At 64.8% G+C, this 15,240-nt stretch carries 12 protein-coding genes and 1 pseudogene; 4 read left to right on the forward strand and 9 right to left on the reverse strand.

What is annotated here, in order from left to right:
* Positions 1–9: 9 nt before the first annotated feature.
* Both FBY31_RS14870 and glyA read right to left on the reverse strand, forming a co-directional pair.
* Entirely contained in the window at positions 10–1,230 is a 1,221-nt protein-coding gene (locus FBY31_RS14870) for a sarcosine oxidase subunit beta family protein (protein ID WP_142042534.1), read from the reverse strand.
* The gene (gene glyA / locus FBY31_RS14875; protein WP_142042538.1) at positions 1,227–2,582 is read right to left on the reverse strand and encodes a serine hydroxymethyltransferase; all 1,356 of its coding nucleotides are present in this window, start codon (positions 2,580–2,582) and stop codon (positions 1,227–1,229) included. The genes FBY31_RS14870 and glyA overlap by 4 nt, the downstream gene beginning before the upstream one ends.
* Positions 2,583–2,736: 154 nt before the next feature.
* Between glyA and FBY31_RS14880 the strand changes: the two genes are divergently transcribed.
* Together FBY31_RS14880 and FBY31_RS14885 are read left to right on the forward strand one after the other, a co-directional pair.
* Complete coding sequence (locus FBY31_RS14880) at positions 2,737–3,408, forward strand: GntR family transcriptional regulator (RefSeq protein WP_142042541.1); 672 nt, start codon at positions 2,737–2,739, stop codon at positions 3,406–3,408.
* 31 nt (positions 3,409–3,439) lie between these two features.
* Complete coding sequence (locus FBY31_RS14885; RefSeq protein WP_235013075.1) at positions 3,440–4,660, forward strand: MFS transporter; 1,221 nt, start codon at positions 3,440–3,442, stop codon at positions 4,658–4,660.
* Positions 4,661–4,736: 76 nt separating this feature from the next.
* On the opposite strand, the gene FBY31_RS14890 is transcribed toward FBY31_RS14885, so the two are convergent.
* From FBY31_RS14890 to FBY31_RS14910, 5 genes are all read right to left on the reverse strand, one after another.
* Entirely contained in the window at positions 4,737–5,825 is a 1,089-nt protein-coding gene (locus tag FBY31_RS14890) for a LacI family DNA-binding transcriptional regulator (RefSeq protein ID WP_142042544.1), read from the reverse strand.
* A 38-nt stretch (positions 5,826–5,863) separates the two neighbouring features.
* Positions 5,864–6,766, reverse strand: a complete 903-nt coding sequence (locus FBY31_RS14895) for a carbohydrate ABC transporter permease (protein ID WP_142042547.1) — start codon at positions 6,764–6,766, stop codon at positions 5,864–5,866.
* Positions 6,763–7,644: a carbohydrate ABC transporter permease gene (locus FBY31_RS14900; RefSeq protein WP_142045410.1), complete on the reverse strand. Its 882-nt coding sequence runs from the start codon at positions 7,642–7,644 to the stop codon at positions 6,763–6,765. Before FBY31_RS14900 ends, FBY31_RS14895 begins: the two co-directional genes overlap by 4 nt.
* 98 nt (positions 7,645–7,742) lie before the next feature.
* Positions 7,743–9,077, reverse strand: a complete 1,335-nt coding sequence (locus FBY31_RS14905) for an ABC transporter substrate-binding protein (RefSeq protein WP_142042551.1) — start codon at positions 9,075–9,077, stop codon at positions 7,743–7,745.
* 53 nt (positions 9,078–9,130) lie between these two features.
* Positions 9,131–10,567, reverse strand: a complete 1,437-nt coding sequence (locus FBY31_RS14910; RefSeq protein WP_142042554.1) for a family 43 glycosylhydrolase — start codon at positions 10,565–10,567, stop codon at positions 9,131–9,133.
* 278 nt (positions 10,568–10,845) lie between these two features.
* Here FBY31_RS14910 and FBY31_RS14915 point away from each other — a divergent pair.
* Positions 10,846–12,402: pseudogene (locus FBY31_RS14915) on the forward strand (glycoside hydrolase family 32 protein).
* A 101-nt stretch (positions 12,403–12,503) separates the two neighbouring features.
* On the opposite strand, the gene hxlA reads toward FBY31_RS14915, so the two are convergent.
* The gene (gene hxlA, locus FBY31_RS14920) at positions 12,504–13,127 is read right to left on the reverse strand and encodes a 3-hexulose-6-phosphate synthase (protein WP_142042557.1); all 624 of its coding nucleotides are present in this window, start codon (positions 13,125–13,127) and stop codon (positions 12,504–12,506) included.
* Positions 13,128–13,175: 48 nt separating this feature from the next.
* Complete coding sequence (gene hxlB, locus FBY31_RS14925) at positions 13,176–13,790, reverse strand: 6-phospho-3-hexuloisomerase (protein ID WP_142042560.1); 615 nt, start codon at positions 13,788–13,790, stop codon at positions 13,176–13,178.
* Between the two features lie 128 nt (positions 13,791–13,918).
* Between hxlB and FBY31_RS14930 the strand changes: the two genes are divergently transcribed.
* Positions 13,919–15,202 carry a helix-turn-helix transcriptional regulator gene (locus FBY31_RS14930; protein ID WP_235013076.1) on the forward strand — a complete coding sequence of 428 codons (1,284 nt, stop codon included), beginning with the start codon at positions 13,919–13,921 and terminating at the stop codon, positions 15,200–15,202.
* The last annotated feature ends 38 nt before the right edge of the window (positions 15,203–15,240 follow it).

Consider the following 15,240-nt stretch of genomic DNA (forward strand, 5'->3'; position numbering starts at 1 on the left):
CGCTGGCGGCTAGTGGGCGACGGCGGCTGCGCCGTGTTCGTCGATCAGGGCGCCGGTCTCGAAGCGCTCCAGGGCGAACGGCTTGTTCAGCCGGTGCGGGGAGCCCGTGGCGATGTTGTGGGCGAAGGTCATGCCCGCGGCGGGGGTGGCCTTGAAGCCGCCGGTGCCCCAGCCGCAGTTCACGAACATGTTCTCCACCGGGGTGTTGCCCACGATGGGCGAGGCGTCCAGCGTGGTGTCCACGATGCCGCCCCAGGTCCGGAGCACGTGCGCCCGGGCGAAGATGGGGAAGAGTTCGACGGCGGCAGCCATCTGGTGCTCGATCACGTGGAAGGACCCGCGCTGGCCGTAGCCGTTGTAGGAGTCAACACCGGCGCCCATCACCAGTTCACCCTTGTGGGCCTGGGAGACGTAGACGTGCACGTGGTTGGACATCACCACCGTGGGGTGGACCGGCTCGTGCAGTTCGGAGACCAGGGCCTGCAGCGGGTGGGACTGGATGGGGAGCCGGAAGCCGGCCATTTCGGCCAGGACGGAGCTGTGGCCGGCGGCGGCGAGGCCCACCTTTTCGGTGTTGATGGTGCCGCGGTTGGTCTTGACGCCCACCACGCGGTTGCCGTCCTTGACGAAGCCGGTGACTTCGCAGTTCTGGATGATGTCCACGCCCAGTTCGTCGCACTTGCGGGCGAAGGCCCAGGCCACGTGGTCGTGCTTGGCGATGCCGGCCCGCGGCTGGTAGGTGGCGCCCATGACGGGGTAGCGGATGTTGTCGCTGATGTTCAGGATGGGGCAGAGTTCCTTGACCTGCTTGGGGTCCAGCCATTCAGCGTCCACGCCGTTGAGCTTGTTCGCCCCCACGCGCCGCATGCTTTCACGGACGTCACCCAAAGTGTGGGCGAGGTTCATCACGCCCCGCTGGCTGAAGAGGAAGTCGTACTCAAGCTCCTCCGGCAGGATCTCCCAGAGCTTGAGCGCGTGCTCGTAGATGGCAGCGCTCTCGTCCCAGAGGTAGTTGGAACGGATGATGGTGGTGTTCCGGGCCATGTTGCCGCCCGCCAGCCAACCCTTTTCCAGGACGGCGATGTTGGTCATCCCGTGGTTCTTCGCCAGGAAGTACGCGGTGGCCAAGCCGTGCCCGCCGCCGCCCACAATCACAGCGTCATAGGAGGACTTGGGCTCGGGGTTGCGCCAGAGGAAGTCGGGGTGCTCGGGGAGGAGGTCTGCACTCACTGGGCTGCTCCAATCATGTCTGCTTCAAAAGCGGCGATCTCGGGCTCGCCGTTCAGGTGGGGGTAGAGGGGGAACTTCCCGGCCAGGGCCGTGACCCGGCCGCGGAGTTCGACGGCGGTGCTGTCATCCAAGGTGCCGGTGCCGTTGGCGCCGGTGCCCGCAGCTGCGATGAGCGCCGTCGCGATGATGTCCGCAACTTCGGCGAACTCGGTGGCGCCGAAGCCGCGGGTGGCGAGGGCGGGGGTGCCGATCCGGAGGCCGGAGGAGACCATCGGCGGGCGGGGGTCGAAGGGAACGGCGTTGCGGTTGACGGTAATGCCGATGCGGTGCAGGGCGTCTTCGGCCTGCTGTCCGTCCAGCTCGGAATTGCGGAGGTCCACCAGGACCAGGTGGACGTCGGTGCCGCCGTTGACCACGGAGATTCCTGCCGCGGCAACGTCGTCGCGGAGGAGCCGTTCGGCCAGGAGCTTGGAACCCTGCAGGACACGTTCCTGGCGTTCCTTGAATTCGGGGCTGCCGGCAAGCTTGAAGGCTACGGCCTTGGCGGCGATGACGTGCTCCAGCGGGCCGCCCTGCTGGCCGGGGAAGACAGCACTGTTGATCTTCTTGCCGTACTGCTCCTTGGCAAGGATGACGCCGCCGCGGGGTCCGCCAAGGGTTTTGTGCGTGGTGGTGGTGACAACGTCTGCGTAGGGGACGGGGTTGGGGTGGAGCCCTGCGGCAACGAGTCCGGCGAAGTGGGCCATGTCCACCATGAGGTAGGCGCCCACGAGGTCGGCGATGCGGCGGAATTCGGCGAAGTCCAGCTGGCGGGAGTAGGCGGACCAGCCGGCCACGATCAGGCGCGGGCGGTGCTCGAGGGCCAGGGCTTCTACCTCTGCCATATCGATCCGCAGGTCCGATTCGCTCACGTGGTAGGGGACCACGTTGTACAGCTTGCCGGAGAAATTGATCTTCATGCCGTGCGTCAGGTGTCCGCCGTGGGCCAGGCTCAGGCCCATGATGGTGTCACCCGGGTTCAGCAGTGCGAACATGGCGGCGGCGTTGGCCTGGGCGCCGGAGTGCGGCTGGACGTTGGCGAACTCCGCACCGAACAGTGCCTTCACGCGGTCGATGGCAAGCTGCTCCACCACGTCAACGTGCTCGCAGCCGCCGTAGTAGCGCTTGCCGGGGTAGCCCTCGGCGTACTTGTTGGTGAGGACCGAACCCTGCGCCTCCATAACGGCGGACGGCGCGAAATTCTCGGAGGCGATCATTTCGAGCGTGGACTGCTGGCGCACCAGTTCATGGGCAATTGCCTGCTGGACCTCGGGATCGACTACGGAAAGTCGCTCGTTCAACTGCACAACCACGGATGCTCCTTTGAAATACCACTTGTTCATTGACTGATATATCAGTGTGAGATCAATGGTATGATTGGGATCACAGCAGAGTCAATAGCTGGACCGAAAGCGGCGTAACGCTACCGTTTCGAATCCAGCGGGTATCGAAGAACGGAGCGTTGCCTTGAATGCACTTCTTGCCCTGACCCCTGCGGAGGAGGAAGCGCCGTCGCAGGCAGAGGCCGCCTACCGGCAGCTGCGCGACAAGCTGATCATGCTGGAAATCCGCCCGGGGGAGCCGATCAACGACGGCCAGCTGGCGGCCGAGCTCGGCTTTGGCCGCACTCCCGTACGTGAAGCGATCAAGCGGCTTGAGGTGGACCACCTGGTGGTTTCGTATCCCCGCCGCGGGACTTTTGCCACGACGGTGGACTTTACGGAGCTGGCCGATGTTTCCGAGATCCGGGAGCTATTGGAGCCCCTCGCAGCACGGCGCGCGGCGGACAGGGCAAGCGAAAGCATGCGCCGGGAACTGCTGCAGGTGGCTGATGCCATCGCCGGGATTGATCCCGGGGCAGGGGATTCGCGCGAGCTTATGCGCTACGACCTGATGGTGCACCGGCTCATTTACAAAGCCGCGGCCAACCCGCACCTGGAAGACACATTGATCCGCTACGACAACCTGGCCACCCGGATCTGGTGCGTGGTGCTGGACAAGGTCCCGTCGGTGACCGGCCACATCACCGAGCACGTGGACCTGCTCAAGGCGGTGGCCGCCGGCGACGCGGACAAGGCAGGGGAGCTGGCCCTGCACCACGTCACCAGCTTCGAGGAAACCATCCGGAAGATTCTGTAGCTTCCCGGGGACGCTCCCGCACTCTCAAAGGATGGAAAAACGCACGATGCCCGCTGCCACCCGGAGCTCACAAGACCGCAGTGTCAGATTTGGCTTGGCCTTTATCGGCCTTCTGCTCATTGCAGTCAACCTTCGGGTGTCCTTTGTCAGCGTTGGACCGGTACTCACGAACATCAGCGCCGACCTTGGCCTGTCCAGTGCTGCGGCAGGATTCCTGACGGGCCTTCCGCTCATTGCTTTCGCAGTATTCTCTCCCGTGGCACCCGGCTTCGCCTCCCGCCTGGGCCTCGACCGCGCGCTGTGGATGTCCCTGCTGATCCTGGCCTCGGGCATCGTGATCCGCTCCTTGCCTTCGCCCGGCCTCATCTGGGCGGGCACGGCCCTGATCGGCTTGGCTATCGCGTTCCTCAATGTCCTGGTCCCGTCCCTCGTCAAGAGGGACTTTCCGATGAGGGTCAGTCAGGTCACCGGAATCTACACCGCCACGCAGGCCGCTTTCGCCGCCATGGGGGCCGCCGTCGTCGTACCCGTCGCGCAAACATCGCCCGCCGGATGGCGGCTTGCGCTCGGTATCTGGGTGGGACTGGCCCTCATCGCCATGGCGGTGCTCCTGCCGTGGCTGCGACGGCACGCCTCAGGTGCCGTGCACGCCGCCAAGCCGGAAGTCTCCTACCGGTCGCCCTGGGCTTCAGCCTTGGGCTGGCAGGTGACCATCTTCATGGGACTGCAGTCGATCGCCTTCTATGTCCTGATGGCCTGGCTGCCCACCATCGAACAGAGCCGGGGTGTCCCGGCCACCACTGCCGGCATCCATTTGTCCGTTTTCCTGCTGATCAGCGTCTTCGCCAGCCTTGCCGCGGGGGGAATCCTTCACAGGGGTTCGGACCAGCGGCTCGTGTCCTTCGCGAGCGGCGCCGTCATGGTGGTGACCTTTCTCGGGCTTGCACTTGCGCCGGACCTCATATTGCTGTGGGTCCTTCTTGGGGCAACCGGGTGCGGCGGCCTGATTGTGATCGCGCTGTCGCTGTTCAGCCTACGGACCGTGAACTACCCGCAAGCGGCGTCACTGTCCGGTATGGCGCAGTCAGTCGGCTACGGCCTGGCTGCTGTGGGACCGGTGGCGTTTGGTGGGCTTCGCGATCTAAGCGGGGGCTGGACGGTTCCGCTCCTGGCGACCGCGGGCGTCATGGCGGTTCTCGCCGTGACGGGCGTGCTCGCAGGGAGGGACCGGGTGATTGCCGATTCAGCCTGACACAGCGCCGGCCATCCCGCTGCGCTTCATTCCGTTAGGAGCACGCCAAAACGGTGGTGCAGAGGCAGCAATCCGGTCAGGCCCGCGCCTTCGTCCTGACCGAGGTCCGTTCCACCGGCGGGCAGTAAATCTTCGCCACCCCGTCAGCTGCCCCTTGGGGTGCCCCATCCAGTTCCAGCAGCATCCGAACGCCCGCCGCGCCGAGTTCGTAGTGGGGCAGGGAAACCGTAGACAGCGGAGGGCGCAGGTGGGCGGCGATGACTTCCTGGTTGTCGAATCCCACCACGGCCATGTCGTCGGGGATGGACAGGCCTTGTTCGCGCAGGCCGTCATAGAGGCCCATGGCCATCCGGTCGTTGTAGCAGTACACCGCCGTCGCGTCGCGCTTGAGGAGCGCCTCTGTGGCACGGTATCCGCCTTCCTGGTCCGGGTAGGCCTCCAGCACCAGCTCGGGGTCGAACGGAACCCCGGCTTCCTCGAGTGCCTCACGGTAGCCCAACAGCCGGCCGTCCTTGGCGGGGGCGGGGATGGTGGCGTTGATGAAGGCGATCCGGCGGTGGCCGTGCCGCAGCAGGATCTCCGTGGCTGAACGGCCGCCCTGCACTTCGTCCGGAACCACGGCCGGGGCTCCCGGCTCGTTGGAGAAGCAGTTCACCAACACGAAGTCCGCTTCCCGCAGCGGCGCCGGGATGTCGGTCTGGCGGTGGAACCACGTGGAGTAGAGGATGCCGCGTACTTTGTACTCGAGCATCATCTGGATGGCGTCCTGCTCCAGCTCACCGTTGCCCTCGGTGTTGGCGATCAGGAGCGCGTAACCGTGTTTCCACGCCTCGTCCTGGGCGCCATGGATGATCTGGCCCGCGAAGGGGGTGGTGGCGACGCCGTCGGCCACCAGTCCGATGAACCGTGAGGTTCCGCTGACCAGAGTCTTGGCCATTGCGTTGGGCCGGTACCCAAGGGTCCGGATGACATCTTTGACGCGTTGGCGGGTTTCGTCCGCGATCCGGGCGCTCTTTTTCTTATTGACGATCAAGGAGACTGTGGCGGTGGAAACACCCGCCGCTTCTGCCACGTCGCGCAGGGTGACAGGGTGCGCGCGTACAGGGGTCCGCGGGGACGGGGCTGCCGGGGCCGGCTTCCCCGATCCATTCTCCATTGACGTCATCTGTCCTCCGTCAGGAGTATATCCGTCTGCTGTCGCGCTCATCCCTTCGTCGCCCCGCTCTCCAGCCCCCGGATCATGGCCTTGTTGAGGACCAGGAACACCAGCAGCAGCGGGGTGATGGTGACGCACACGGCTGCAAAGGTTGCGGTCCAGTCCACCTTGCCCATGGCGCCGATGTAGTTCTGCAGGCCCAGCGGAATGGTTTTCAAGTCCTCGGAGAGGACGAACGTGTTGGCGAAGATGAAGTCGTTCCAGATGAAGATGCTGTTGACCAGCACCACCGTCACCACGGTGTTCAGGGACAGCGGCAGGGTGATCAGCCCGAAGATCCGGTAGGGCCCGGCGCCGTCCAGGGAAGCTGCCTCGTAGGTTTCCCGGGGAATGTATTCAAAGAACGAGCAGAAGAGGTACACGGACATGGGCAGGGAGAAGCCGGCCAGGGGGATGATCATCGACTGGTAGGTGTCCAGCAGGTTCACTGCGGAGTAGTCGATGAACAAAGGGACCAGGGCGATCTGCACAGGCACGATGATGCCGATCAGGAACAGCCCGCGGACCACTTTGCTGAGGCGGAATCCCAGCACCTGGATGGCGTAGGCGGCCATCATGCCGAAAAGGACAATCAGGATGTTGGCGCCCATGGTGACCACAAAGCTGTTGAGGATGTTCCGGCCAAGGTCGCCGGTTTCGAAAGCCCTGGCGTAGTTTTCAAAGGTCAACGCGCTGGGCAGGGCAAAGGGATCGCCCGTGGCAAAGTCGTGCTCGGTGCGCAGGCTGGTCAGGAACAGCCAGGCAAGCGGGTACACCTGGACGATCACAATGAGCATGATCAGCACGCGTGAGAGGGTGCGGAACAGGTCCGGCCTACGACGGCGGCGGGTGGCCGCCGGGCGGGGCGGAACGGTGGCGGGCGGGCTGGCTGGGGCGGCCTGGGTGATCATGACTCTGACTTCCGCTTGAGCAGGAACAGGATGAGGCCGACGGCGACGAGGCACTCGACGACGATGAAGACGGAGATGGTGCTGGCGTACCCAAAGTCCGTGCTGGTGAAGGCGGTCTTGTACATGTAGGTGGTCAGCAGTTCTGAGGACTGGCCCGGACCGCCGTTGGTCATCAGGTAGGGGATGTCGAAGCCGCGCAGGCCGTAGGTGGTGGCCATGATGGTGGTGGTGATCCAGACCGGCCGGATGTACGGGAACCGGATCTTGCTGAACAGGGTCCACCGCGAAGCGCCATCGAGGACGGCGGCTTCCTCAAGTTCCTTCGGCACGGCGATCAGGGCCGCGTAGATGATGAGCATGTACAGCCCGGTGAAGCGCCAGCCTTCCGGCGCGGACACGGCGGCGAGCACGGTGTTGACGTCCGACAGCCAGGGCCGCTCCAGACTGCCGAGCCCGATCCAGTGCAGCAGCTGGTTGAGCAGGCCTACCGGGTCGATGGAGTAGATCCGGACGAACAGGAAGGCGATGGCAACGGTGGAGATGATCGCGGGCAGCAGGTAGAGGGTCTTGATCAGCTCTCGCCCCCGGCTGAGGGATGCGACCAGGCTGGCAACAACCAAGGCCCCGCCGAGCTGCAGGACCAGGCAGATGGCCAGGTAGAGGAGCGCGTTCAGGAACGCGCGCCAGAAGATATCGTCGGCAATAAACATCCGAACGTAGTTGTCCAGCCCCACGAACTCCATGTCAGTGATGCCGTTCCAGGAGAAAAAGCTGAGGAACAGTGACTGGAGGATCGGGAAAAGTACCGCTGCGCCGTAGAGCAGCAGGGGCGGGAGCAGGAAGACCAGGACCGAGGTCCGTGACCTGTTGGGAAGCATCCTGTTGGGTTGCATGGCGGGGCCTTTCGGGCGGGGGACCGGTGGGTCCTCCGCCGCAGTGGTTACGTGAAGAACGGTACTCACTTGAAGAACAGTGCTTACTTGAAGAACTTGGGGGCGTTCTGCGCGATGGTGTTGTCCAGGGTGCTGGTGAACTGTTCGGGCGTGATGTTGCCCTGCACCAGCAGGACGAGCTCCTGCTGCAGCCGGCCGTTCGTGGTGGGATCAAGCTGGGTGTCCCAGGGCATGGCCTGCTTCGAGCCCAGGTCTTTGGCCTGATCGAGGGCCTTCCGGTACAGCGGCGTGGCGTTGGCCGGGACGGTGGTTTCGACGTTGGTGGTGGGGGAGAGTGCGCCGGTGGCTGCATATTCCGTGGGGTACTTCTGCAGGGCGAACTTCAGGAAATCGCTGACCAGCGGGTCATAGGTTTTGGCATTTACCGCCATCCCAATGCCCGACGGCGAGACGAACTCGTTTGCCGACGTCGCCGACCCTGCTGTGGTGGGCAGGGTGAAGAAGTCGATATCGTCCCGGACGGCCGGGTTCAGTTTGTCGGTGGCCAGGCTGGGCAGTTCCGAGGTTCCGATGTTGTACATCGCGGCCTGGCCGGAGGTGAACTGGTTCTGCGCGTCGGAGTAGCCCTGGGCGGAGAAGCCCTCCTGGAAGCACTTTGCCCTGCCGAGGTCAGCCATCCAGTTGACGCTCTTCTGGCCTGTGGCGTCCGCAAACTTCGCATCGCCCTTCTTCAGCTTCTGCACGAAATCCGGTCCTGCTGCCCTGAACGGCTGGTAGGCCACATAGCGTTCCAGCGGCCACTGGTCCTGGCCATCAATGGCGATAGGCGTGATCCCGGCGTTGCGCAGGGACGTGCACATGGCGGGGAGGTCATCCAGCGATGTGGGAACATCCACCCCGGCCTTTTCCAGGAGTGCCTTGTTGTACCAGATGAATTCCAGCTCGAACTGGAACGGAATCATAAAGAGGGACCCGTCGTCGAAGCGCTGGTAGTCCAGCGCGCCGGGGCGGTAGTCATCGTAGATGTCCAGGGACTTCAACAGCTTCTCCGCGTCCACCATCTTGCCCTGCTTCGCCAGCTGCTGGGCGAAGGGCGTGGCGTCGGTATCAAACAGCTCGGGCAGCTTGTTGGCGGCGGCGAGGGTCTCGAGCTTCTGGATGTAGGAGGGCCGGTCCGGGGTGGTGATGAGGTTCAGCTTGAAGCCCGGGTGGTCCTTGGCATAGTCATCGGCCAGCTTGTTCATGATATTGATGACGGCGCCATCAGCCGGCCGGGAGAGCAGCCACGAGATTTCGCGGGGTTTCACCGCGCCGGCCGGACTGACGTTCGAGGGATCGGTGGAACTTCCGCCGCCACAGGCGGTCAAAGCCAGGACGGTAACAGCGGCGGCGGCGGCAGCGCGGAGGAGATTTTTCATTGCGGCAATCTTCCTTGATTGGAACGGAGGGGTTTCAGGGACGGGCACGGTATTTAGTTGTTGGTGCGCTTACGTACTTCAAGTTCTGTGATGGAGACTGATCCTTCGCCGGCGAACACGCCTATCCGTCCGGGCACCAGATCGTAGATCCGGGCGCTCAGGGCAACCTGCTGATCCACGACGGCGACGCACAGGTCCCCCTCGACCACCACTTCCAGGGTGTGTTGGCCGGGGCTGAGGTCACAGGGGCGTTCAAGTTCAATTTCGAACGGAACATCGCCCGAGACGTGCCATTGGGCCCCACCTGTGATGGCCCGCGGCCAGCGGTCGAAAACCAGGCGTCCACGCTTCGGTTCCAGGCGCAGGATGTAGGAATGGTCCCCGTCCGGGCTGGAGCGAAGCAGCAGACCGCATTCGGTGGTGTCCGCTTCGATATCCAGTACTGCCTTTGCATAGAACTGGCCGGGGAGGTCCTCGTTGGAGATGGTGGCGGCGTAGCTGTCCGGTGCCGCCAGGCTTGCGGGCAGCCCGGGGTTGAAGGTCAGCGGGACCTCATCCCAGAAGCTGTCCACCAGCTCGTCGGCGAACCCGAATGCCAAAGTCCCGTCGGGGTTCTGCCGGGCCTCCAGGACTGCCATGGTGCCCGCCCACTGCCAGGCGCCGTCGTCGGAATTTCCTTCTTTGGAGGCGATCCAGCCGAAGAAGAACCGCCGGCCGTCCCGTTCCGCTGTCTTGGAGGCGTAAAAGGCGCGCCCGTCGATGGAGTCCCGGGCCGGAACCGTCCAAGGGCCGTCGGGGCTCTTGGCCATGCGGTACCTGGTGGTGAAGGTTTCCGAGAACTCGGAGTAGACCATGTACCACCAGTCACCCCAGGAGAACACGTCAGGGCATTCGTGGGTGATGTAGCGGCGGGGGTCCCAGAACGGGTCGGTGTACTCCCAGGTCATCAGGTCCTTGGAGGTGCACTGGGCGATGACGCCGCGGCGGTGCTCGGGCCCTTCGGAGTGCCGGGCGGCAATGAGCATCCGCCACTGGCCGGCGGCTTCGTCGCGGAAAACGAAGGGGTCCCGCCAGTCGCCGGACTCGTAGCCGTCCGGTGCGCCGAACGTGAGCTCCGGGTGCTTCACCCAGGTACGCATTCCGTCAGTGCTGGTGGCATGCATGACCAGCTGCAGCGGCAGCCCATCCGTGCCAAGGTTGTTCGGATTCTGCCCGGTGTAGAACAGGTGGTGGACGCCTGATTCATCCACCACGATGCTGCCCGTGTAGGCGTTGAAGTCCAGGTCGGCATCCGTTCCGTGGGGGAGGGACACCCCCTGGTCCTGGAATTGGATGAGGTCCTTGGTGGTTACGAGGTTCCACGCCGTTCCCGGTTTCGGTTCGGAGCGGACCTCGTGGAGGTAGAAGAGCCAGAACTCTCCGTCGTGCTCGAAGGGTATGAGGTCCCCCACCCACGCATCGGCGGGCTGGAAGAAGACTGGGTGATTCATCGGCGTTGATGTCCATTTCTGCTAAAGCGTTTGATCACCTAGAAGCTAGCGTTAATTCAGCAGGTGATCAAGCGTTTTAGCAAAAATAGATTTACCGCTCGCCGATGGAGGAATGATGACGTGCATCACTTCGCCTAAACGCTTGACCACGTGGCTTGCCCCGCGGTAACTTCTCCTGCTAGAGCGCTTAATCAAACCGGTGATCTGACGTGGACAAATGAAGGTCCCAGCACCACTGAGCGCGCCCGGGCGGAGCCGCCCAGGAGAGGAAGTCAATGATGACCCATGCCATTTCCCGTCGCCATATCCTGCAGGGAACCGGGGCAGGAGCGCTCGCCCTGTTCACCGGTGGCGCGCTGTCCGCCCCGGCCGCCCAGGCGCAGGTGTCCCTGCGCGCCGCTTACCACATGACGCCGCCATCGGGCTGGCTCTGCGACCCGCAGCGCCCGGTGTATCTCAACGGCGCCTACCACCTCTACTACCTGCATTCCGCACAGAACAACGGCCAGGGCGGCTGGGACCACGCGACCACCATTGACGGCGTGGCCTTTTCCCACCATGGAGTGGCACTGCCGCTGCAGGCGGACATTCCTGTGTGGTCGGGATCGGCCGTCGTGGACACTGCCAACACCGCGGGCTTCGGTGCCGGTGCCGTTGTTGCACTCGCGTCGCAGCCCACCGAAGGCATCCGCAAATACCAGGAGCAATATCTGTACTGGTCCACCGACGGCGGCTACACCTTTACTGCACTTCCCGATCCCGTGATCGTCAACACCGACGGCCGGGCCGCCACCACCCAGGCGGAGATCGAAAATGCTGAGTGGTTCCGTGACCCGAAAATCCACTGGGATGCGGCCCGTGGCGAGTGGGCGTGCGTGATTGGCCGGGCCCGGTACGCGGCTTTCTACACGTCAACGAACCTGCGCGACTGGCAGCTCAAGCGCAACTTCGATTTCCCCAACCACGCGCTGGGCGGGATCGAGTGTCCGGACCTGTTCCAGATGACAGCCGATGACGGTTCCCGGCACTGGGTGCTGGGCGCCAGCATGGACGCCTACAGCATCGGGCTGCCCATGACCTGCGCCTACTGGACGGGAACCTGGGATGGCGAACAGTTCCGCGCCGACGACGTCAACAATCCCCAATGGCTCGACTGGGGATGGGACTGGTATGGGGCCGTGACGTGGCCGGCCGTTGAAGCGCCTGACACACGGCGGTACGCGATCGGCTGGATGAACAACTGGAAATACGCTGCCCGTGATGTCCCCACCGATGCGTCCAACGGGTACAACGGCCAGAACTCGATCGTGCGGGAGCTGCGCCTGGAACGCCAGGCAGGAGGTTGATACTCGCTGCTCAGCAGCCCAATCGGGGCACTGGCCCAGTACGCCACGTCCACAACAGTGCTTCCGGACCGCACGGTCAAGGGAGGCTCGGTCTTGCCATGGAGCGGTCGGGCTTATGAACTCGAACTGGACATCTCGTGGGACGCTGCCGCGAATGTCGGCGTTTCGGTGGGCCGCTCGGCCGACGGCACCCGCCACGCGAACATCGGCAAATACGGCAATGAGCTCTATGTGGACCGCGCGCCGTCGGACCAGGCAGGCTTCTCGCTGGTGCCGTACACGCGCGCCGCCGCACCCATCGACGCCGCCGCACGTTCGGTGCACCTGCGGATCTTGGTTGACACGCAGAGCGTCGAAGTGTTCGTGAACGCCGGCCACACGGTGCTCTCGCAGCAGGTGCACTTCGCTGACGGCGACACCGGGATCTCCCTGTACACCGGCGGCGGTCCGGCGACCTTCTCCGGCATCACCATCCGTTCGTTCGAGTAGCCAGCCACCACGAAAACGGCGGCCCGCACCGGAAGGTGGGGACCGCCGTCGTGATTTCGACAGGCTCAGATTTCGCCAGGCTCAATCACCGGGTGGCTGTGCTAGATGATCGCTGCCTTCAGTTCCTTGGCAGCGACGGCGGGGTCTTCGGCGCTGTAGATGGAACCGCCGACGACGGCCACGTCAGCACCTGCCCGCTGCACCGCTTCGATGGTGGAGAGGTTCACGCCGCCGGCCACGGAGAACGGCACTCGGGCTTCTTCGCCGGCGCTCAGCAGCACGTCCAGGTTGTAGCCGGGCTTCGCCTGTTCATCCAGGCCCGCGTGGAACTCGATGAACTTGGCGCCCAGGGCGCGGGCTTCCTTGGCGCGAGTTGCCTTGTCAGCCACGCCAATCAGGTCCACCACGATGCCCTTGTTGTGCGCCTTGGCCGCCTTCACGGCTCCGGCGATGGTGGAGTCGTCCGCGCTGCCCAGGACGGAGACCAGGTCCGCGCCGGCGACGAAGGCGATCTCCGCCTCCAGCTCGCCGGCGTCCATGGTCTTCATGTCGGCGAACACGATCTTGTCCGGGTGGGCGGTCTTGACGGCGGTGACGGCGGACAGGCCGGCGTTCTTCACCAGGGGCGTGCCCAGTTCAATGATGTCCACGTACTCGGCGACTTTGCCGGCAAGGTCGAGGGCCGCTTCGACGGTGAGGACGTCCAAGGCTACTTGCAGTTTCATGTTTTATCTCTTTCGGTGGAAAACGGGGTTGATCGGGGAGGGGAAAACCTATTCGAGGTTCGCGTGGCGCTGCCAGAGGTCCTCCGGGGCGGCAACGTCCTCTTCCCACAGGCTTTGGAACACGGCCTCGGTGGTGGCGAACAGCACCTGCTCGAAGAGGCTCCCGGAGTACTGCCGGGTCACCGCCGAGCCGTGGTCCGTCTTCTGCGCGGCAGGGATCAGGACGACGGCGGACGCCACACCGGCGAGCGGGGAACCTTTGCTGGTGGTGTAGGCGGCCACGCGGGCGCCTTGGGCGACGGCTGTTTCCGCCGCTTTGACCACGCCGGCGGTGGTGCCGGAACCCGATGCTGCGAGCAGCAGGTCGCCGGCCCGGATGGCAGGAGCCGTGGTTTCGCCGACCACGTGCACGGTCAGTCCAAGGTGCATCAGCCGCATCGCCGCCATCTTCAGGACCAGGCCGCTGCGGCCGGCGCCGGTCACGAAGATCCTGTCGGCGAGCCTCAGTTCGGTCACCAGGCTGGCGACCTCTGCCGGGTCGACGCGCTGGAAGACTTCACTGATCTCGTCCAGGACCAAGCCTCGGTTGCGGTCAAAGGCCGGGGACGTGCCGGTAAGTGGTGAACCGGCCACGGCCGGGTCTGTTGTTGCGATGGCGCTCATGCGTACCTCCTTGGTCGTCGTGACCCTCCAATGCTCGCCCGTCCATGGGGTGGCTCCAACGCCATGATCGGACGGTCTTTGCTACCCAAAGGGGTAGGTGTTCTCTGCCGGGCACCTACACTGGGCAGGTGGAACACACCAATACAGCCTTGCTTGAAGCTGTCGCCGCCCTGGCCGCTGCTCCCCTTCCGGACATCGCCCAGCGGCTGCGGGGTGCCATTAGTCCTTACTGGGAGTCGAGCGCCCTGGTGATTTTCACTGAAGACTGCACCGGCCGGCCGCAGAAGAAGGCCGGCGACGAGGCCATCATCAGCCGGGTGTCCATCGCGGAGCTTGACGCCATCCGGGCCTCGTTCATCGCTGAGGGGGACGGCGGGACGTGGCGCGGCGAGGCCAGGTTCGGAGGCCGCCCGCGCCCGATCCTGGCTGTTTCTTCTCCCAGCAATGCACTGCTGGTCCTCTCCGACCCGGAACCTGTTCCAGGCTCCGGCGCGGGGGCGGACCCGCAGTGGCTCCTCCACTACCTGTGGAAGCTGGCAGCCGAGCGGATCCGCGAAAAGGTGGCTGATGCCCCGCCGTCGTACCTCATTGAATCCCGCGCCGCGTCCGCGGAGCGCCTGCGGGTGACGGCCGAACTGGTGGACCAGCACTCCACCACCCTCGAAACCCTGCTCGCGGCGCTCAGGTCACCGGCACTGGCCGATTCCGCCGCCCGCACAGCCGCAACCGACGTCGCTGCCAAAGCCCTGGTGGGCCTTCGAACCCTCAGCGACCGCACCACCGACCTCGTCGAGGAGCCTGTGGCCTCCGCCTTCCAGCGCCTGCGCGAGGACCTTCGCCCGCTGATGAACTTCAGCGGGATCGATGTTCAGTTCGTCGAGCCGCCGGTCAACGGCCGGGCGCTTCCCGGCGAGGTGGCCCACGCCGCAAGGGCCATCGTGCGCGGACTGGTGCTGGCGATGGTGGACCAGCATGGCGTCCGCCGGGTCCGGACGCAGTGGGATTGCGACGGCGTGAACCTCCTCATCAACGTGCGCGACGACGGCCCCGGCGAACTTTCCGCGCAGGCACCGGCGATGGAACGCCTCGTGCAGCGCGTCGAGGCCCTCAATGGAAGCATGGGTGTGGACGTGATGCCCGGCTGGGGTGCCGACGTCGCCGTCGTCATTCCGCTCGATCCGCCGGCCCGCCCGCTGTCCGGGGCGGCGGACTGGAACCTGGGGGAGCGGGAACTGGAAGTGCTGCAACTGCTGGCCGCGGGGCAGCGGAACCGGGGCATCGCCGCAAAACTGCACATCAGCGAGAACACCGTGAAGTTCCACCTCCGCAACCTCTACCGGAAGATCGGCGCCTCCTCCCGCACGGAAGCCATGGCGCTGGCGCACAGCAACGGCCTGCGTAACCGCGCTTAACGCGCTTGTCAGCTGCGTCACACTTCCCGGTCTAGGAT

Source organism: Arthrobacter sp. SLBN-100 (genome assembly GCF_006715305.1).
Taxonomy (GTDB): domain Bacteria; phylum Actinomycetota; class Actinomycetes; order Actinomycetales; family Micrococcaceae; genus Arthrobacter.